Raw genomic sequence first — 18702 nt, forward strand, 5'->3', positions numbered from 1 at the left:
TGTGCACCCGCAACTCCGCCCGCTCCCAACTGGCAGCCGCGCTGTGGCAGGACCGCACTCACAGCCCCGCCGCGTCGGCCGGCACGCAACCGGCCGCCCGGGTGCACCCCCGCGCCGTGGCCGTCGCCGGCCGGCACGGGCTGCGCCTGGATCCCACCGCCACCGCCCACGTCACCGACGTCGTCCGCGACGACGACCTGCTCATCGCCGTGTGCGACAACGCCCACGAAGACCTCACCGGGCCCGTCCGCCCCCGCCTGCACTGGTCCGTGCCCGACCCGGTCCGCGTCGACACCGACGAGGCGTTCGAGGCCGCCTTCGCCGACCTCGCCGCCCGCGTCGACCGGGTGGCCCCCGCCGTCACCACCGCCCCGGGAGACCGCCATGACTGACACCAGCGCCCACCCCTACGAGGAGATCTCGATCGACCAGCAGGTCGCCCTGCGTACCGCCGCGACGCGGCTCGCGGAGGAGTTCGCCGGCGTGTACGCCGCCGAGACCATCGAGCGGTTCCTGCACTCCAGCTACGACCAGTTCGCCACCGCCAGCACCATCCCCCACTACCTGCCGCTGCTGGCTGAACGATTCGCCCGGCAGCGCCTGCAGGCCCTCGCCCGCGTCGAGGGCCACCACCGCGACGGCCGCCCCGTGGTGCTGTTCCTGTGCACCCACAACGCCGGCCGCTCCCAGATGGCCCTCGGGTTCTTCACTTACCTCGCTGGCGACCGGGCGGTCGCCTGGTCCGGCGGCAGCGAGCCGGGCATCACGCTCAACCCCGCCGCGATCGCCGCCATGGCCGAACGCGGCATCGACATCAGCGAGGAGTTCCCCAAGCCCTGGACCGACGAGGTCGTGCGTGCCGCCGACGTCGTGGTCACCATGGGCTGCGGAGACGCCTGCCCGGTCTTCCCCGGCACCCGCTACGAGAACTGGGACCTCGACGACCCGGCCGGCCTCGACACCGCCGCCGTGCGGCCCATCCGCGACGAGGTCGAACGCCGGGTCCGCCGTCTCCTCGACGACCTGCACGTGCACGCCACCCGATAGCCAACCTGCCCGGAGCCTTCGGGACAGCAACACCATGGAGACAACAGACTGATGACCATCACCCTGTGGCGGCGCCTGCTGGCCGAGTTCACCGGCACCGCCCTGCTGGTCACCGCCGTGGTCGGCTCCGGCATCATGGCCACCACCCTCTCCCCGGATGACGTCGGCCTGCAGCTGCTGGAGAACTCGATCGCCACCGCGTTCGCCCTCGCAGTGTTGATCATGATGTTCGGGCCGGTGTCCGGCGCGCACTTCAACCCGGTCGTCTCCGCCGCCGACTGGTTCCTCGGCCGCCGCGCAGGCACCGGCCTCACCCCTCGCGACCTTGGCGGCTACGTCGTGGCCCAGGTGCTGGGCGCGATCGCTGGATCGGTGCTGGCGAACCTGATGTTCGACCTCGCCGCCGTGGGCTTCTCCGGCAAGGACCGCGTCGCCGGGCACCTCTGGCTCGGTGAGGTCGTTGCCACCGCCGGCCTGATCCTGCTGGTCTTCGCCCTGGCCCGCTCCGGCCGCGCCCCCGCCGCGCCCGCCGCCGTCGGCGCCTACATCGGCGCCGCGTACTGGTTCACCTCGTCGACCTCGTTCGCCAACCCCGCCGTGACGATCGGCCGCGCGTTCACCGACACGTTCGCCGGCATCGCCCCGGCCTCCGTACCCGGCTTCGTCGTGGCGCAGGTCGTCGGCCTCGCCGTCGGTATCGGCCTGCTCGCCGCCCTCTACCCCGACGCCGGCGCCGCCGCCGACCAGGTCGTCGTCCCCACCGACGAGGACGCCACCGTCAACCACCGCTCATGACAGCACGCCCGCACGACACCAGCGCGGCTGAACCCTCGCCCAGCTTGTTCAACCGCCGCCACGACCCGGGCCGCTATCCGACGCTCGACCGCAACGACAACCCCGACCCTCACCTGTTGATCCACCTCAACGACGTGCTGGTCAACCGGCCCTGCGACTCGTACTGCATGGAAGGCACCTCATGAGCGACAAGCCCAGCGTCCTGTTCGTCTGCGTCCACAACGCCGGCCGCTCCCAGATGGCCGCCGGCTGGCTGCGCCACCTCGCCGGCGACACCGTCGAGGTCCGCTCCGCCGGCAGCGCCCCCGCCGAGACCGTCAACCCCGCCGCCGTGCAGGCCATGGCCGAGGCCGGCATCGACATCACCGACCAGACCCCCAAGCTCCTCGAGTACGAGACCGCCGAGTCGTCTGACGTGATCGTCACCATGGGCTGCGGCGACGCCTGCCCCGTCTTCCCGGGCAAGCGCTACGAGGACTGGAAGCTCGACGACCCGGCCGGCCAGGGCGTCGACGCCGTCCGCCCGATCCGCGACGACATCCGTACCCGGGTGGAGAAGCTCCTCGCCGAGCTGCGCCCCACCGCCTGACATCCCCTTGTTCGCCGCCCGCCGGACCACCCACCCAGCGGGCGGCTCGCCCCTGAGCAGGAGCCCTGTCATGTCTGACCCCCACCGCCTGATCATCATCGGTTCCGGGCCCGCCGGATACACCGCCGCCGTCTACGCCGCCCGCGCCAACCTCGCGCCCCTGGTCATCGAGGGCAGCCAGTCCGGCGGCGCGCTGATGACCACCACCGAGGTGGAGAACTTCCCCGGCTTCCCCGACGGCATCACCGGCCCCGAGCTGATGGACAACCTGCGCAAGCAGGCCGACCGGTTCGGCGCCCAGTTCATCACCGACGACGTCACCCGCGTCGACCTCACCGCCCTCTGGCTGGCGCCCCGGCTCTGCCAGCGCTGGGAGGAAGCCTTTCCCGAACTCGCCGCCACGGTGAGCGACGCGGCGTAGTGGTGGACCCCCTTCACGAAAGCCCTGCCCATGTGGCCCGCAAATCGAACACCAGATGACCGCATAACGAACACACCTTGTCCCGCAAATCGAAAGCAAGGATCCCCGCAGGTCGAAAGTTTCGCCGTTATGATGACGCCGTGCCCACACCGCGTCTAATCCCCCGCCGCGCCGCCGTGCAGGTCAACGCTGCTCTGGCGGACACCCGCGTCGTCTTGATCAACGGGGCACGCCAAGCCGGCAAGAGCACCCTGGTCCGCCTCGTTGCCGGCGATCGTCTAGCCGAACGCCGCGATCTTGATCGGGCTCAGGACCGGGCGGCGGCGATCGCCGATCCCGTCGGGTTCGTGGACTCCTCCGAGCTCCTGGTCATCGACGAGATCCAGCGCGCTCCGGAACTCCTGTTGGCCATCAAGGCTGCGGTCGACGAGGACCCCCGTCCGGGCCGGTACCTGCTCACCGGCTCGTCTCGCCTCTTCGGCATGGTGGCTGCCCCGGACGCGCTGCCCGGCCGGATGGAGACCGTCGAACTCTGGCCGTTCTCCCAAGGCGAACTCGACGCAGCGCCGGACGGATTCGTCGACGCCGTCTTCGCGCTCGGCGCGGACCTGCGACACGAGTCGGACGTGACCCGATCCGACTACGCGGCCAGAATCGTGCGCGGCGGCCTACCCGAGGCCACCACCCGCACCGACCCACGCCGCCGCCAACGATTCCTCGACGCCTACGTCCAGGCGCTCATCGACCGCGACGTCCGCCAGCTGTCCGACATCCAGCACAAGGGCGAGCTCCGCAAGCTGGTCCGCCTCCTCTCGGCCAGATCCGCGAACATCATCGCCGCAAACTCCCTCGAATCCGCCCTCGGACTGAGCCGGCCGACGATCGCCCGCTACCTCCAAGCCCTGGAAGAGATCTTTCTGATCAAACGGATCCCCGGCTGGTCCCGCAACCTCGGCACTCGCGCCACCGCCGCGCCCAAGCTCATCTTTGTCGACTCGGGCATCGCCGCCAACGAGATCGCGACCGACGCCCGGGCACTGCTCCGCCCAGGCGCACCGTTCGGCCCACTGCTCGAATCATTTGTCCTGTCCGAGCTGTCCCGGCAGCTCACCTGGTCCGAGCAGTTCGTCGACCTGTCCCACTACCGCGACCAGAGCAGGTACGAAGTCGACGCGGTGCTCGAGAACAGGACTGGCCAGGTGGTCGGGATCGAAGTCAAAGCAGCCACCACCGTCGGGCCCGACGACTTCCGCGGGCTACGCCGACTCGCCGACCGCCTCGGCGACGATCTCATCGCCGGCATCGTCCTCTACACCGGAACCTCCACGCTCCCGTTCGGCGACAGACTCCGCGCCATGCCGGTCAGCGCCCTGTGGCAGGTTTCTGCCCCGGCAGCAGACTGACCTCCCCCGCAAGTCACTCCTCAGCCGGTCAGGGCCACCGAGGACCGAAGGGCATGATCTGCTGATCTTCAGCAAGCGATCGCAGCAAGACCTGGCAGTCCGCATGCCCACAGTCGGCGCCGCCACCGGCGACCAGTAGGCCCAACACCGCACGGTGGGTGTGGACAGGTTCAGCAGAGGCGGGAGCTCACGGGCGCTGGTCGCTGAGTGGAGGAGCCACCGGGAAGCCCTTGCCCTTCAACAGACGCGGCCTTAAATTTCATCGATGATCCTCAACGAGGAGCCTCGCCCTGACCCTCCCCGGAACGTCAGTCATGGCGGTCTGCGGCCCGAGGATCTCGGTGGCATCGCGTACCTGCGAGGGCTCTCGAGGCGGGGCTTCCTCACGAGCGCCGCGTTGGCGGCATCCGGGGTGTCGGCCGCCTTTGGCCTGCTGCCCGGCTCCGCGCAGGCTGCCGGCAGCTATCTGAGGCCGTGCGGAAATGTCCGGATCTCCAGCTCTTGGCAAGATCACCGGAACCGGACGCCTCCGTCGGGTGAGCCGGGCACCGACTATGCGGTCGGCACCGGCACCCCCGTCCTGGCCGCGGCGAACGGCACGGTCCGGTACGTGAAGACCGACACCTCCAACGCGACCGGACGCGTCGTGGGGATGGCCCACGACGACGGCAACTACACCCGCCACCTGCATCTGTCGTCGATCACCGTCTCGACCGGTCAACGTGTGTCGCGGGGCCAGACGATCGCGTACTCCGGCGCCTCCGCGAACGGCAGTAACTCCGGTGTCGGACCGCATGTGCACACGAGTCTGTGGTTGAACACCGGCAGTCCGACGAATTTCCGCGCGACGGTGGATTTCGAAACCTACGTCGGAGACGTCACGAACCCGAACCCGCCCGACCAGGAGGTAGACGACGTGTTCATCGCGAACGTGAAGGGCAACTGGTACCTGGTGCTCCCCCAGGGCACCAGCAAGCCGCGGGCAGTGGTCCTCGGCGGCGACAGCAACGCCGCCGCTTCCGGCATCCCCGTCCTGAACTTCACCTGGGACCCGTCGATCAACGCGCTCCGGGCTGCGGTCGACGGCATCGGCTGACCTGTTCGCCCACGCCGCTGCACAGGTCCGGTCCCGAACCCGAGGCGGACGGCATCGACGGCGCTTGGTGGACGGACGATAAGCTGCGGGCGGCGTCCGACTGACCTAAGGGGAACGGGTGATAGGCGGAACGGTTCCCGTGGTGGTCGCGGCCTGCGGGCATCTGGCGTGAACGACGGGTTGCGCCCCGGTGACCCAGCCCGCCTCGGCGGGTACGACGTCCTCGCCCGGCTCGGCGACGGTGGCATGGGCAGTGTCTTCCTGGCCCGCTCGCCGCAGGGACGGCGAGTGGCGGTCAAGGTCGTCCGTCCGGAACTCTCGCACGACGAGGAGTTCCGGGGTCGGTTCCGCAGCGAGGTGAACCGCGCGCGCCAGGTTCCGCCGTTCTGCACTGCCGAGGTTCTGGACGCCGACCCGGACCATGACCCGCCGTACCTGGTGGTGGAGTACGTCGAGGGCCCCAGTCTGGCCGAGGTGGTCCGGGAACAGGGACCGCTGGGAGCGGCGCAGCTGCACAGCATCGCGGTCGGGGTAGCTACCGCGCTGACCGCCATCCACGGTGCCGGGGTGATCCACCGGGACCTGAAGCCGGCGAACGTCCTGGTGGCACCCGGCGGGATCAAGGTCATCGACTTCGGCATCGCCCGAGCGTTCGAGGCGACGAGCCAGCACACCCGGACCAACCAGATGGTCGGGACCGTGTCGTACATGGCTCCGGAGCGGTTTGATACGGCGTCCGGCCGTCCGGTGGGCCCGGCTGCGGACATCTTCGCCTGGGGTGCCGTTGTCGCCCACGCCGCCACCGGCCGCAACCCGTTCGGGGGCGACTCCGCTACCGCCACCGCGATGCGGATTCTCACTCAACCGCCGGACCTGACCGGGCTCGACGGACCGTTGCGGGAGTTGGTCTCCCGGGCGTTGGAGAAGGATCCCGCTGCTCGGCCCACGGCGCGGGAGTTGCTCGACGGGTTGTTGACCGCAGGGTATCCGGCGGGTGCTGGCGGGCCGGCCCAGGTCCTGGGCGCGACGCCGACGGCGAGTGTGTCGCCCGCGGCCGGTGGTGGCGGCCAGGACCAGCCGTCGATGCCACCGGGTCTGGCCACGGTCGGTCGCGCCGGCTGGCGTCGGCGTCGCTGGCTCACCGTGCTCGGGGCGGCAGCCACGGTGATCGCGGTGCTGGTGTCCGTCTCCCTCTTCGCCCCGCAACTGTTGCAGGGGCGTTCCGGACCGGATCGTGCCGACAGCCCGGCGAACGGCAGCCCGCCAGCGAGCACACCGGCGGCCACCGTGTCCGCTGCCGCATCGGGTACGCCGACCGTGTCACCGTCGGCCAGCGTGGACCCCACCCGGGCCATGCTGACCGGTCAGCGGAGATTCCTGCTGCACGTCGTGGAGATCGACCGTGACCTGTCGCTGCCGTCTCACGGCGAGCTCGAAGTCGGCGACGGCACCGGTAAGGACGCGCTCTTCGTGCTCGAACCGGTCGGCGTCGACTACATGATCAAATCGGTGAACCCGGACATCGCCCACCGACCGTGCCTCGGCGTCAAGCTCGATGCGAAGGGGTACAAGTCACTGGTGGGAGCCGAGTGTTATGCGACCGCCGCAACTCTGTTCGGGATAGCCCGCGAGGGCAGGGACGACAAGGGACGCACGTCCTACTCCCTCATCAACGAGGAGCACGGCGTGGTGCAGTGGAGCCCCACCAAGAAAGAGATCTACGTGGAGTTTCTCGGCGACGCCCCCATCGACACCACGTTCAGCCTGGTCGACCGGGGCGCGGTCTGAATCGCGTCTGAGGCGTCCGGCCGGCCTCACCGTCAGCGCAACAGCGCCAACCGGTCGATGACGGAGTCGCGCAGGTCCGGTGGCCACGGGAACAACGGCGCCGCCACCTGGAGCTGGGCGAAGCCGTGCAACCCGACCCAGAGCGCCGTCGCGTCGCCGAAGGGGTCCGCGCTGGCCGACCCTCCCGCCGCAACGCAGTCGGCGAGCGTATGCCGGAAGATCTCGAAGGCTCCCATGCCGAGAACGGCGAGTTCGTCCGCCATGGCCGGGGCCCGATCGAGGGCCTGCCCGGCGTCCCAGACGGCACCGAACATCACCCGGTACTGGTGGGGTCGGCGTTCGGCGAAGCTCAGGTAGACCGCGCAGACAGCGCGCAGGCGCTCGACCGGATCCTCGTCATCCGGTACGCCCAACTCCTGCTTCAGGAAGCCGAACGCGCGTTGCGCGACGGCAAGCAGGCCCTTCAGACGGCAGCGGGCCCGGCACGGAGAACTCTCCTCCGCGCCGGGCCCGCCGCACCGGTTGGGGTCAGGCGGTCACGCAGGTGGCCGTCGTACCCGGGCCGGTGCCGGTGCCCTGGAAGCCGAAGTTGGTCGACTGCCGGCCGAGGACGCGTCCGTTGTAGCTCACGTTGCGGAACTGGACGGTTCCGCTGGTGCCGCTGGCCTGGGCGTTCCAGGTGCCGGTGACCGCGGTGCCGCTGGGCAGCACGACGGTCACGGTCCAGCCGCTGATATCCGACTTCCCGGCGGTGACCGTGACGCTCGCTGTGAAGCCTCCGGCCCACTGGTTGATCGCCACGTCCGCGTAGCAGCCGTCACCGGCCGGCGGCGTGGTGTTGGGGGGAGTGGTCGGTGGGGTCGTGGTCGGTGGGGTCGTGGTCGGCGGCGTGGTGGTCGGCGGTGCCGTGGTGGGCGGGTTGGGCGCGCCGTTGGCCAGGCTGAAGGCCAGGTCGGGCTGGAACGAACCGGCCGTGTAGCGGCAGCCGTCCGCCTCCCCCGGTGGCTTCACCCACAGGTACGCGTCGATGTTGGCGTCGCCGGTGTTCGTCGTCGGGTACTGCCCGATGCGTCGGTCGGTGTTGTCGTCGCCGCACCAGTCTCCGCTGGCACCCCCGTTGCGGCTGGTGTCGATGACCTGGCGCTTGCCCGAGATGCCCATGCCGTTGAGGGAGGAGATGACCGCCCGGCCGAAGTTCGCCTCGTTGGAGGTGGAGTTGTAGTTCGACACGTTGCTGAAGAAGCCGTCGGCGTACTGCACGCCGGCCGCCCGGAGCCGATTGGCCGTCTCACCCGCGCTGTTCCAGGTGGAGTGGCCGGCGTCGAGGTACACCTTGGCGTTGGGGTTGGCGGACTTGATGGTCCGGGTGGCCGTCGAGATCGCCTGGTTGCGCGCGGCGAGCTCACTGCTGTTCAGGCACGTCAGCAGGGCGAGCGAGTCGGTCTCCAGGATGATCAGGACAGTCTGGTTGCCGAGCCCTCTGGAGAAGTTGGACACCCACGTCTGATACTGGTTGAGGTCCGGTGCCCCACCCGCGCTGGCCCCGCCGCAGTCCCGGTTGGTGATCTCGTACACCGCCAGCACCGGGATCTGCTGTGCCGCGTTGGCGGCTCCGATGTGCTCGGAGACCTCGGCCTGCACCGTGGACGGGTTGAAGTTGGCGAACCACCGGGCCTGCGGCTGACTCGCGATCTTGTCGCGGATGACTGCGGCACGCGAGTCGCCGGGGTTGGCCGCGACCCAGCGGACGACTGCCGAACTCGGGTCGCGGTAGAGCGACCCGGACACCGTGCCGGCGGACGCGCCGCTGACCGCGAAGCAGACGCCCGCGGCGACGGTGCCCGCGATGGCCGCCACACTGATGGCCGCCGATCTGCTGCGGAGCGGGGAGAGGATAGCCACGACGTGTTTCCTCCTGATCACATTGACGTATCTAAGTTTGTGGGAGCGTTCCCATGGACGGTAGCGGAGGCGCGGGCCGCTGCCAAGGTGTGCAGACCTGTCGTTCCGACAGCGGCCGCGTTACCGGTCGCGGCTCGCGTACCTGCGCCGATCCCGCACCTGTGGGGCCCGGAGCCAGGCGGCTCCGGGCCCTCCTTCGTGCCCTCGGTCAGGAGCTGGTGCAGGTGACGTTGCTGGGTGCGGTGGCGCCGTTGCCGGTGGCGGTGAACCCGAAGGTGGTCGACGCGTTCGGACCCACTGCGCCGTTGTAGGGGGCGTTCCTGACGGTGACGCTGCCGGAGGTGCCCGTGTTGACGCCGCTCCACAGGCTGCTGATGGCCTGTCCGCTGGCCAGGGTCAGGCCCACGGTCCAGCCGTTCAGGGCCGCCGTGGAGTTGTTGGCCACTGTCACCTCAGCCTGGAAGCCGCCGGGCCAGGTGTTCAGCGTCCGGTAGGTGGCAGTGCAGGTGCCCGGTTCGCCGGTGGGCGGCGGGGTGGTGGGCGGCGGGGTCGTCGGCGGCGGGGTGGTCGGGGGCGGAGTGGTCGGGGGCGGAGTCGTCGGCGGGGTGGTCGACTCGAACTGGCTGAAGAACCTCCAGATCTCGCCCGAGGTCCACGTCCGGGAGTCGTTGGGGCTGCCCGACCCGTCGACCGGGCTGGGCGTGTGGTCGCCGTCGAACGCGGCCCACTGCACCGGGTACCCGGCTCGGCAGCCGGAGTAGGCGGTGGTGATGTGGGTGAGGCTGCCCCGACTCGGCTCGCGCGGGCTCTGCGCGGTGCAGCCGTTGTTCCGCACGAACGTGTCGCGCAGCTGCCGACCCTGCGAGATGTTCAGCACGCTGTCGAAGGTGCCGTGGATGCCGAAGTAGGCGACGGGCTGTGTCCCGCCGTTACAGCCGCTGAGGTTGGCGCCGGATATGACGGTGACCGCGCGGATGACCGTGGGCCGGGCGCAGGCCACCGCGTAGCTCATGGCTCCGCCGTAGCTCCAGCCCAGGGCGAAGCGCTGGGTGGTGTCGACGCAGAGGTCGTTCTCGACCTGCCGGGAGATGTCGTCGAAGAGGGTCAGGTCCCGGCCGTTGGTGTTGGCCCAGCCGGCGTTGAGACCCTGCGGAGCGACGAAGATCGCGCTGTTGTTCGACAGTGGTTGCAGCCCGTAGTAGCCAGCCGAGGTGACGTTGTTCGCCGAACCGTTCAACCAGTGGAAGCCGAAGATCAGTCGGTAGGGGCGGTTTCTGTCGTACCCGTCCGGGATCCGCAGGTTGTAGGTACGACTCTGCCCGCTGCTCTGGATCGTGCGCGTGCCGCTGGTCAGCGTGGGGGCCTTGCCGCAGCCGGCGGTTGCCGCGAGGGTGCCGTTCGTCGAGGCCACCGCGGCCTCGCCGAGGGTGCCGCTGAACGCTGCGCCGGTGGTGGCCGCGAGGAGAAGCGCCGCGACCGCGATGGATGGGAAGAGGTGCCTACGTTTGAGCATTGCTTGGCTCCTTGCCGGTGGGCGTCTGGTGCTCGTGACTCGGCAGCGGCACAGCGTGTGTGCGTCTGCCATCCGTCGGCGCCGGAGGGCCGCCCGTGGTGGGGCTTCGGAGCTGGGCGTGCGACCGGGCGGAATCGCCCGGCGATCAACCGCGGTCGCCTGGCGTCGACGGGGCCCGGACTGGTCACCGACCGGAAAGGTTGCGGGAGAGACGTGCCCTCGGCCTGTCTTCGCCGGCTGTTGAGGTGACCGGGAGCGTGCCCTTCACTCCCGGGTGAAAGATAGCATGTTATCGATAACAGGCGAGACGGACAGGGCTCGTGAGATGGGCTGCGGCAAGGGCGGGATGCCAGCGCGGGGTCACGAGCCGCGCGGTCGGGCCGCCCATTCCGCGGCCACCTCCTGCGGGTCGCCGTTCCGGAACAGCGGAGGCTCGTGCAGCAGGAAGTCGCGGTGGCTGATGTTCCAGGCGTACGCGCCGGCCATGGCGAAGGCCAGCACGTCACCCACGCCGATCGGCCCGGCGGTGGCCGACCGGGACAGCACGTCCTTCGGGGTGCAGAGCTGCCCGACGACGGTGACCGGTCCGCCGTCGGTACGCGGGCCGTCGACGTCGTGTCGCCGGTGCACGCTGAACGGCTGCGCGTGGCCCTTTGCCGCCGGTGTGCGCAGGTGGTGGGTCCCACCGGCCACCACCACGAACCATTCGCCGTAGGAGCGCTTCACGTCGACGACCTCGGTGAGGTACGCCCCGCAGTAGGCGGTGACCGACCGGCCCGGCTCGATGCGCAGCCGCACGTCCGGGTACGTGTCGAGGACGTCCGCCAGTGCCCGGCCGTAACCGAACCAGTCGAATCGGGCCTCCGGGTCGGCGTAGTCGACGGCCATGCCCCCGCCGACGTCGACCTCGTCGGCGCCGACCTCGGTGACGGCCCACCTGACGACGGCGGCGGCGACCGTGCCGGCGAGGGTAGCGTCCAGCCCGCTGGCCAGGTGGGCGTGGATTCCGCGTACGTCGATGCCGGCGGGCGGGCGGCGGGCGCACTCGATCGCGTCGGCGGGGTCCATGCCGAACGGGCTGGGTCCCCCGCCCATGACCAGGCTCGCGCCCGGGGCATCGACCGGCAGGTTCACGCGCAGCAACACCTGAGCCGACCGGCCCGAGGCGGCGGCCAGCGCGCCGAGCCGCCGAAGCTCGGCGGGTGACTCGACGTGGATGCGGCGCACGTCGGCGGCGAGTGCGGCGGCAAGGTCCGCGTCGGTCTTGCCCGGCCCGGCGTACGCGGCGGGGGCCCGACCCGGTAGCAGCTCGGCCAGCCTCCGCAGCTCGCCACGGCTCGCAGCCTCGAACCCGTCGACGACCGGGGCGAGGGTACGCAGCACACCGGGATCCGGGTTGGCCTTGACCGCGTACAGCAACTCCACCTTCCGGGGCAGCGCCGCCCGGATGGCGCGGACCTGGGTGGCCAGCGCGTCGAGGTCGTGAACGTAGACGGGTCGCGTCATCGTGGCCCGCCCATCGGGTTCGGCACCGGCACGAAGGGCGCGGCCCGGTCCGCGTCACGCCGCCACCGGACCAGGAGGTTCGCCTTGGCGAGCAGCGGCTCCCCGTTCAGCAGCGCCCGCAGCTCGGGTGGATCGTCGAGGTCGGTCGCCACCGCGTCGAGGACGGTCCGTAGCTCCTGCCACAGCCGCCGTTCGATCCCGGGTCGCGCGTCGGCCAGGGCACCGCAGATGCCACCGAGGTGGTTCACGAACAGGCAGTAGACGATCCGACGACGGGCGTCCCGGGACCCGTAACGGACCTGCGGTGGGACACCGTCGGGCCAGCCGACCAGCCGGTCGGCGTCGAGCTTCACCCCCTCCAGGTCACGCAACAGCATGCGGACCGGGCGGCGGTCGCGGTCGAGAACGACGACCACGTTCTGCAGGTGCGCCTCGTGCACGACGCCGTGGCGAAGCCAGCACCGCAGCACCGCCGGCACCAGCAACCCGATGTACGCGCGCCACCAGTCCACCGGGTCCGGTGTCACCAGCGGCGTGGCGGCCAATGCCGCTGCCAGCATCGGGGTGTCCCCGGGGCGCAGGTGCGGGCGTAGGCCGGTGCGCAGGATCGTCCCGTACGCCTCGTCCGGGCCGGGAACGTCGACGGTGCGGTAGGCGGGTTCGGTGAGCAGCCCCACGCCGGCCGGCATCGGTACCCGTGCCAGCAGGTCGGTCAGCGCCACCGCCCCGGTGAGTTCGTAGCGCGCGTTCTTGCGCAGGCAGTTGGTGATCCGCACGTGCAGGCTGGTCTTGACGAACAGGTCGGCCGTCGGGGCGTAGAGAGTGCGGACGCTCGCCGTCGGTCGCACCGGCGTGCCGGCCTCGCCCAGGTCGCGCAGCCGCGGGTGCGTCGGCGGGAGCAGGGACAGCTGCCAGGGATGCACCGGCAGCACGCGGTGCCCGGCCGGGGGTCGCGGTGGGTCGAGAGCAGCCACGAGCGCGTCGAACGGCCCGGCGCCGACGACCAGATCGTCAGGTACGGCGAGCCAGTGCAGCCGGAACGACGTCCGCAGCTCCGGCGCGTACGCCCGCCAGCGCTCCCGGTCGCCGCTGCGCCACTTCGGCGTGGGGTGGTGCGGGTGGCCGAAGACCAGTGACTGTTCGGAGTCGACGTACGCGTCGATGGCGGGCTCGCCGGTGGGGTTCGGGTTCTCCGCCGGTCGGTCCGCCAGCAGCCGGGCGACGGTGTCCCGGCTGGCCTGGACCTGCTCCACGAACTCGTCGTTGACCAGGCCGGTACGGGTGGTGAGCTCGGCCGCGACCAGGCGCGCCAACCCGTCGGCGTCCAGGTCCGCCCACCGACCGCTGTCGGTCGTCCGCTGCACCAGGCCGACGTAGCGATGTGCCCCGAGTGGCGATTTCCGCGCGACCTCGCAGCGCACCGTGACGTCGAGGTTCGGCAGCAGGAGTTGCGCGGCACCGTCGACCACGGTGGGTGTGCCGTCCGGCGGGGCCAGCTCGCGGATCAGGCAGCCGAAGACGGCGTGCGCGGCGGCCAGGTCGGCGATCCGACCGGTGTCGGTGGCCGGCCGGGAGCGCAGCTGGGCGCCCGTCATCGTGTCTCCCGGAGGTAGTTCGGGCCGGTACGCAGGTAGTACTTGTTGATGTCGGCGCAGCCGAGCCGCTGTTTGGGCAGCAGGGTGCCGGCGGTGAGCATCGCCTTGATGGGCAGGTGGGCGGCCCGCAGGACCCGCTCGGTGAAGGTGCGCGCGGCGGGCCCGTCACCCCACCGGTCGCGGGCGGTGGCGAGCCGGGGTGCCAGCGCGTCGGCGGGTGACGGCACGGGCAGCCCTCGGGCCGCCAGCGCGAGCAGGGGCGCGGCGGCGGCCAGGTGCAGGGTGATGGTGATGAAGACGTCGGCCAACTCCTGCGGGTCGCGCGCCCACATCCGGTCGTCGTCGAGGGCGAGCCCGCCCGGGCCGCCGTGGCGCGCGTCGAGTCGGGCCCCGTCGTTGTCCTTGTAGAGCAGACCGACAGTGCCGTCGGGGTGCACCAGCAGGTGGATGTTCTGCGGGTGCGCCTCCAGGGCGATCCCGTGCCGCAGCCAGAGGTACACGTGCCAGTCGAGCAGCAGGTCCAGGTAGGACTCCAGCAGCGTCACCGGCCGCTCGGGGCTGATGCGTTCGAGGACCGTTCCGGCGACCGGGTCGACCGCGGCGAGGGCCGCGACCGGCACCACGTGCACGCCGGCCAGATCGCGGGGGAATCGGCGCAGGAGGAAGCTGCGCCGCTCGTCCCCGTCGACGTGCGCCCAGGTGCCCTCGTCGGCGTGCCGGATCCGTCCGGCGAAGGTGGGTTCGGCGTCGGCGATCCGGTCGAGCAGCGCGGCGACGGCAGCGCCGTCCGCGAGTGAGCTCGGGCGCAGCGTACGCCGGTTGCGCGCACCGAGGCTCGCGGTCGGCAGCGGCAACTTGAGATGCAGGTACGGGTCGTGGTCGAGCGCCACCGTCCGCATGGAGAGGGTGGGTCGTACGGTGATCGTCGGCAGGTCCGTCACCGGTAGCGCGTCGCGTGTCGCGGTGATCGGGTGCACCGGCAACAGGACCTGGTTCGGGCTCTGCGCGCGCGGCCACCAGGACGGGAGTTCGCCGGTGAGCCGGACGTTCTCGGCGGGGGCGGCGTGCCACCGCAGCGTGAGACGCGGGGCGTGCTCGGGGGCGTACCGGAGCAGTTCGTCGTCGTCGAGGCCGTGCCGGCACCGGTCGGTGGGGTAGACCGGGTGGCCGTGGTGGGCGGCGAGCACGTCGTCCAGGAGCGCACCCGGCAGACCGGTCGGGGTGACCGCGCGTTCGGCGGCCACCTGGGCGAGCACCAGTGGCCGGTTGTGGGCGGCGAGCCGGCGAGCCCGCAGGTCGGCGCGGCACTCGACGCCGAAGTCCCGCCAGCCGGCCTCAGCCTCGGGACTGTCGCTCGGGGCGAGCAGCGTCAACAGCCCTTCCAGCGTGTCCACGCGGTGGGTGTCGCCGTCACCGTCGAGCAGCAGCACCAACGGCGCGGCACTGCGGAGGGCCTGCTGGAACTCGTCCGCCCGCACCGGGACGCGCAGCAGGCCGGTGGGATGCGGCACCTGCCACCAGTCGGGGCCGTCCGGTCGGCCGGTGCTCAGCAGGCCGAGGTGATCCTCGCGCAGCAGGGTGTCGAGCACCCGGGCGAAGAGTTCCCGCTCGCAGTCGTCGGTCACGCGACGATGGTCCACTGGAGGTCTCTGCGGAAGGCGGCCAGCGACTGCCGCACGGTGCCCTCGTCACTGCCGACGGCGTGCAGTACGGCGAGGTAGTCACGGTTCGTCCCGGTGTGGTCGGCGACGCGGCCCACCTCGCGCAGCGGATGGCAGGCCAGCCGGACATCGCCGTCCACGGTTTCCACCCGCCCCGGTGCGGTGACCAGGCGGCCGGGGCGGTCCGCGCAGACGTACTCGACCTGGGCGTACCTGTCGACGGTGGCGGGCAGGTCGAGGGCGCTCAACGGCTCACCGAGGTGCAGGCGGATGACGTGCTCGAACAACGGCACGTCGAACAGCTCGGCGAGGATCAGGTCCATCCGGTCGCCGATGAGCCGGTAGTTCACCTCGATCAGCCGGACCCGGCCTTCGGAGACGACGTACTCGGTGTGGCAGGCGCCGAAGCCCACCCCGAGCGCGTCGAGGCACGCCCGCAACTGGGTGCTCTCCCGCTCTGTCGGGGGCGACCAGGAGAGGCTCTCCTCGGTGAAGGTCGGCGGCGGCCCGAGGCCGGTACGCCAACCGCCCAGGGAGGCCAGCGCGTTGCCGTCGCCGAGGGTCTCGAAGGTCCGCAACTCGCCGGCGAGGTACTCCTCGACGATCAGGGCCACCTCCGGCCGACGGCCACGGATCTCGGTGACCCGGGCGACCAGCTCGGCAGCGTCGACGACCAGGTACGCGTCTTCGCTGGCCACCCCTGCGCGGGGCTTGACCACGGCCGGGAACATCCCGGCCGGCACCTCCGGCACGGCACCGGGATCGATGGTGACGGTGCGTACCAGGTCAAGCCCGGCAGCCGCGATCGCCCGGCGGGCCGCGGCCTTGTCCTTGCACAGACGGGCGGCGTCGGGGTCCTTGCCGGGCAGGCCGAGCTGTCGGGCGGCGATCGCGGTGGCCTCCTGGAGGTGGTCGCTATTGGACAGTAACGCCACCGGTCGGGTCGGCACGGTCGCCGCGACCACCGCAGCCGGGTCGCGGACCGCGCAAGGCGCCACCGGCACGTCCGCCGGCCACTCGGCGGGCCGGTCGGTCAGCACGGTGGCCGAGAGCCCGAGCGCCGACGCCGCCGGGAGGAGCCCCTCCACGACGGCGTCGGTGGGGTTGAGCGCGGTCAGGTACAGCCGCAACGACGCCTCCGTCGGCCACCGACAGTGGTCACGCCACGGCCTTCACACCGTCCGCCGTTGGCTGCTCCGCCGAGTCGGGGGTGGCACCGGGAACGGGGGGAAACCTCCGCTGGTGGGCCAGGCCGAGGAGGACGCCGGCGACCACCAGCACGATGGCGGCGACCGCCACCGGCGGGTAGCCGACCCGGTCGGCGGCCGCGAGGCCGATGGACGCGGCCACGAACGAGCAGACCAGGCCGAACGACGACAGGACGGTGAAGTCGGTGCCGCCGGTGTCCGGGCGCGAGTAGTCCATGTTGACCGTGTAGAGCACCACGTTGGCGATCGTGTAGGCCACCATGAAGCAGCAGAGCGCGGCGACCGTCGCGCCCAACGGCGCGCGCCCGTTCATCAGCGGCAGCAGGAGCAGCGTCGACACCGTGAGGGCCGCGCCTCCGACCACGAGGACGCCGCCGCGCCCGAACCGTCCGATGCCCAGACCGGCGACCAGACCAGCCACGATGGCCGGCGCGCTGATCACCACCCCCGTGACGACGCCGATCCGGCCCAACGACCACCCGGCGTCGACCAGGGCGGGCGTCACCAGCGCGTACGCCATCCCCGCCCCGACGTAGACCAACGGCACCACACCGAACGTCCACCACCGGCAGCCCGGCTGGCCGAACACGGACAGCAACGCCCGGTAGGCGGTGCCGATCCCGGCCACCCGGTCGGTGCGGGGTGGCTCCCGGAACCGCCACACCACCAGCAGGCCGACCGCCGTCATCGCGGCCAGCAGGCCGATCGCCGGCACCCAGCCGAACCGGTCGTAGACCAGGACGCAGGCTCCGCCTCCGAGCAGGTTGCCGAGGTAGCTCGCGGCGACCTGGATTCCGTTACCGGTCCCCCGGCTCGACTCGGCGAGCATCCGGACCGCGACGGCGTCCACGGCGATGTCCTGCGTGGCGGAGAAGAAGACGTACGCGGCGCAGATCGCGACGATCGGGCCGAGCGCGTCGGCCGGGTCGGAGAACGGCAGCAGCGCCAGCAGAGCGAGGACCAGGGCGCTCTGGAGCACCAGCAACCAGGATCGGTAGTGACCCCGGTGCCGCGAACCGTAGCGGTCCAGGATCGGCGCCCAGAGGAACTTCACGGGCCAGATCAGGCCAACGATCTGCAACAGGGCCAGGGTGTCCAGCGACGTGCCGCCGTCGCGCAGGATGGCGGTCAGACCGACGGTGATGAAGCCGACCCCGAGGTACTGCGTGACGTACAGCGCGGTCAGCGTGCCGAGCCGGCCCTTCATGCCGCTTTCCAGTAGCCGAGGGAGGTCACCCGGTCCTTGTCGACACCCAACGTCCGCCGGATGTGCCGGGTGATGCCGCGGGTCGTGGCCGCCTCGCAGGCCACCCAGTAGTGTCCCTCGCCGCCGTTCGGCAGTGCCGCGCAGACCGTGTCGACGAGGTGTTGGCCCCCGTCGCGTCGAGGGACCCAGGTGACGTCGTGGTGCGCTCGGGCGCGCGGCGCGAGAGCCTTCTCGCCGTCGTGGGCGTACTCCAGCCAGACCGTCGCCGGGATGTCGGCGCCGGCGTCGAGCAGGCTGTTCACGGCGGGCAGGGACGCCGCGTCGCCGACGAGGTAGAGGTGCTCGGGCGCCGGGTCGGGCAGCTCGAACGCGCTGCCCTGGACTGTGGCGCTGATGGTGTCGCCGATCTGGGCGGTGGTGGCCCAGCGGGCGGCGCAGCCGTCGTGGATGGCGAATTCGAGTGTGAAGCGGCCGGTGACCGGGTCGGGGTCGACGAGCGTGTACGCCCGCTGGTGTGCCCGGCCGTCGTTGTCGAACCACAGCCGGATCCACATCGTCGGGTGCACCCCGCACGCCTCCAACAGGCCGCCGCCGTCGAGCAGGAGCCGCTGGTAGTGACCATCGATCGACTCGGTGCCCAGCACGGTCAACCGAAAGTCCCGGCCGCCCATGGCCTTGAGGACCAGGGCCTCCCAGTTCCGTTTCACGCACCCCTCCAGGTAAGGTCATCCTTGGTTAGGGGAGGTTAACCTAAGTTACGTCCTGGAAGGAACAGAGGACAGCGCCCGATGACGTACCTGGAGAAAGTCGCCGGTCTCGGCGAGCTGTCATTGGTGACCGTGGACCCCGACCGCCACGCCGCACTCCTGCACGGCTGGGTGACCCTTCCCCGCAACTCGTTCTGGGGCATGGGGTCACACACAGTGGACGAGGTGCGCGAGATCTACGCCTTCGTGGACAGCCTGCCGACG

The 18702-nt window shown here is 71.1% G+C and carries 18 protein-coding genes and 1 pseudogene; 10 read left to right on the forward strand and 9 right to left on the reverse strand.

The window, feature by feature from the left end:
* The 9 genes and pseudogenes from ACWCO3_RS15775 to ACWCO3_RS15815 all read left to right on the forward strand — a co-directional run.
* Positions 1-392, forward strand: a 392-nt coding sequence (locus tag ACWCO3_RS15775; RefSeq protein ID WP_450010564.1) for an arsenate-mycothiol transferase ArsC, incomplete at its 5' end; no start/stop codon positions are given.
* A complete protein-coding gene (locus ACWCO3_RS15780) occupies positions 385-1047 on the forward strand; it encodes an arsenate reductase ArsC (RefSeq protein WP_357931025.1) in 663 nt (220 codons plus the stop codon). The genes ACWCO3_RS15775 and ACWCO3_RS15780, both read left to right, overlap by 8 nt.
* Before the next feature lie 51 nt (positions 1048-1098).
* A complete protein-coding gene (locus ACWCO3_RS15785) occupies positions 1099-1842 on the forward strand; it encodes an MIP/aquaporin family protein (RefSeq protein WP_357931028.1) in 744 nt (247 codons plus the stop codon).
* Positions 1839-2027 carry a hypothetical protein gene (locus ACWCO3_RS15790; RefSeq protein WP_450010567.1) on the forward strand — a complete coding sequence of 63 codons (189 nt, stop codon included), beginning with the start codon at positions 1839-1841 and terminating at the stop codon, positions 2025-2027. The genes ACWCO3_RS15785 and ACWCO3_RS15790 overlap by 4 nt, the downstream gene beginning before the upstream one ends.
* On the forward strand, positions 2024-2431 hold the full coding sequence (locus ACWCO3_RS15795; protein ID WP_145786133.1) for an arsenate reductase ArsC: 408 nt from the start codon (positions 2024-2026) through the stop codon (positions 2429-2431). The genes ACWCO3_RS15790 and ACWCO3_RS15795 overlap by 4 nt, the downstream gene beginning before the upstream one ends.
* A gap of 70 nt (positions 2432-2501) precedes the next feature.
* Positions 2502-2765, forward strand: a pseudogene (locus tag ACWCO3_RS15800) (NAD(P)/FAD-dependent oxidoreductase); the annotation flags it as partial.
* 227 nt (positions 2766-2992) lie between these two features.
* On the forward strand, positions 2993-4255 hold the full coding sequence (locus tag ACWCO3_RS15805) for an ATP-binding protein (RefSeq protein ID WP_145786132.1): 1263 nt from the start codon (positions 2993-2995) through the stop codon (positions 4253-4255).
* A 397-nt stretch (positions 4256-4652) separates the two neighbouring features.
* The gene (locus ACWCO3_RS15810) at positions 4653-5351 is read left to right on the forward strand and encodes a M23 family metallopeptidase (protein WP_450010569.1); all 699 of its coding nucleotides are present in this window, start codon (positions 4653-4655) and stop codon (positions 5349-5351) included.
* 168 nt (positions 5352-5519) lie between these two features.
* A complete protein-coding gene (locus ACWCO3_RS15815) occupies positions 5520-7139 on the forward strand; it encodes a serine/threonine protein kinase (protein ID WP_450010571.1) in 1620 nt (539 codons plus the stop codon).
* Positions 7140-7171: 32 nt separating this feature from the next.
* Here the strand turns inward: ACWCO3_RS15815 and ACWCO3_RS15820 are convergent, their stop codons facing one another.
* The 9 genes from ACWCO3_RS15820 to ACWCO3_RS15860 form a co-directional block, all read right to left on the reverse strand.
* A complete protein-coding gene (locus ACWCO3_RS15820; protein ID WP_450010573.1) occupies positions 7172-7552 on the reverse strand; it encodes a TetR-like C-terminal domain-containing protein in 381 nt (126 codons plus the stop codon).
* A 115-nt stretch (positions 7553-7667) separates the two neighbouring features.
* Positions 7668-9041 (reverse strand): glycoside hydrolase family 6 protein, encoded by a 1374-nt coding sequence (locus tag ACWCO3_RS15825; RefSeq protein WP_145786128.1) that lies wholly within the window; start codon positions 9039-9041, stop codon positions 7668-7670.
* Between the two features lie 208 nt (positions 9042-9249).
* Positions 9250-10554, reverse strand: a complete 1305-nt coding sequence (locus tag ACWCO3_RS15830; RefSeq protein ID WP_450010576.1) for a cellulose binding domain-containing protein — start codon at positions 10552-10554, stop codon at positions 9250-9252.
* A gap of 360 nt (positions 10555-10914) precedes the next feature.
* On the reverse strand, positions 10915-12060 hold the full coding sequence (locus ACWCO3_RS15835; RefSeq protein ID WP_450010578.1) for an alanine racemase: 1146 nt from the start codon (positions 12058-12060) through the stop codon (positions 10915-10917).
* A complete protein-coding gene (locus ACWCO3_RS15840) occupies positions 12057-13655 on the reverse strand; it encodes an IucA/IucC family protein (RefSeq protein ID WP_145786125.1) in 1599 nt (532 codons plus the stop codon). Before ACWCO3_RS15840 ends, ACWCO3_RS15835 begins: the two co-directional genes overlap by 4 nt.
* Positions 13652-15280 (reverse strand): IucA/IucC family protein, encoded by a 1629-nt coding sequence (locus tag ACWCO3_RS15845; RefSeq protein WP_450010580.1) that lies wholly within the window; start codon positions 15278-15280, stop codon positions 13652-13654. The genes ACWCO3_RS15840 and ACWCO3_RS15845 overlap by 4 nt, the downstream gene beginning before the upstream one ends.
* Complete coding sequence (locus tag ACWCO3_RS15850) at positions 15277-16446, reverse strand: siderophore biosynthesis protein (RefSeq protein WP_450010582.1); 1170 nt, start codon at positions 16444-16446, stop codon at positions 15277-15279. Before ACWCO3_RS15850 ends, ACWCO3_RS15845 begins: the two co-directional genes overlap by 4 nt.
* 28 nt (positions 16447-16474) lie before the next feature.
* The gene (locus ACWCO3_RS15855) at positions 16475-17731 is read right to left on the reverse strand and encodes an MFS transporter (protein ID WP_450010584.1); all 1257 of its coding nucleotides are present in this window, start codon (positions 17729-17731) and stop codon (positions 16475-16477) included.
* On the reverse strand, positions 17728-18438 hold the full coding sequence (locus ACWCO3_RS15860; RefSeq protein ID WP_145786121.1) for a siderophore-interacting protein: 711 nt from the start codon (positions 18436-18438) through the stop codon (positions 17728-17730). The genes ACWCO3_RS15855 and ACWCO3_RS15860 overlap by 4 nt, the downstream gene beginning before the upstream one ends.
* Before the next feature lie 81 nt (positions 18439-18519).
* Between ACWCO3_RS15860 and ACWCO3_RS15865 the strand changes: the two genes are divergently transcribed.
* Positions 18520-18702 (forward strand): GNAT family N-acetyltransferase (locus tag ACWCO3_RS15865; RefSeq protein ID WP_450010586.1); only part of this gene is annotated, 183 nt, incomplete at its 3' end.

The organism is Micromonospora sp. NPDC002411 (genome assembly GCF_053592955.1).

Bases quoted from the DNA above. Each gene is read 5' to 3' on its own strand.
- ACWCO3_RS15780 (WP_357931025.1), top strand. From the start codon at position 385: ATGACTGACACCAGCGCCCACCCCTACGAGGAGATCTCGATCGACCAG.
- ACWCO3_RS15785 (WP_357931028.1), top strand. From the start codon at position 1,099: ATGACCATCACCCTGTGGCGGCGCCTGCTGGCCGAGTTCACCGGCACC.
- ACWCO3_RS15790 (WP_450010567.1), top strand. From the start codon at position 1,839: ATGACAGCACGCCCGCACGACACCAGCGCGGCTGAACCCTCGCCCAGC.
- ACWCO3_RS15795 (WP_145786133.1), top strand. From the start codon at position 2,024: ATGAGCGACAAGCCCAGCGTCCTGTTCGTCTGCGTCCACAACGCCGGC.
- ACWCO3_RS15830 (WP_450010576.1), bottom strand. From the start codon at position 10,554: ATGCTCAAACGTAGGCACCTCTTCCCATCCATCGCGGTCGCGGCGCTT.
- ACWCO3_RS15835 (WP_450010578.1), bottom strand. From the start codon at position 12,060: ATGACGCGACCCGTCTACGTTCACGACCTCGACGCGCTGGCCACCCAG.
- ACWCO3_RS15840 (WP_145786125.1), bottom strand. From the start codon at position 13,655: ATGACGGGCGCCCAGCTGCGCTCCCGGCCGGCCACCGACACCGGTCGG.
- ACWCO3_RS15855 (WP_450010584.1), bottom strand. From the start codon at position 17,731: ATGAAGGGCCGGCTCGGCACGCTGACCGCGCTGTACGTCACGCAGTAC.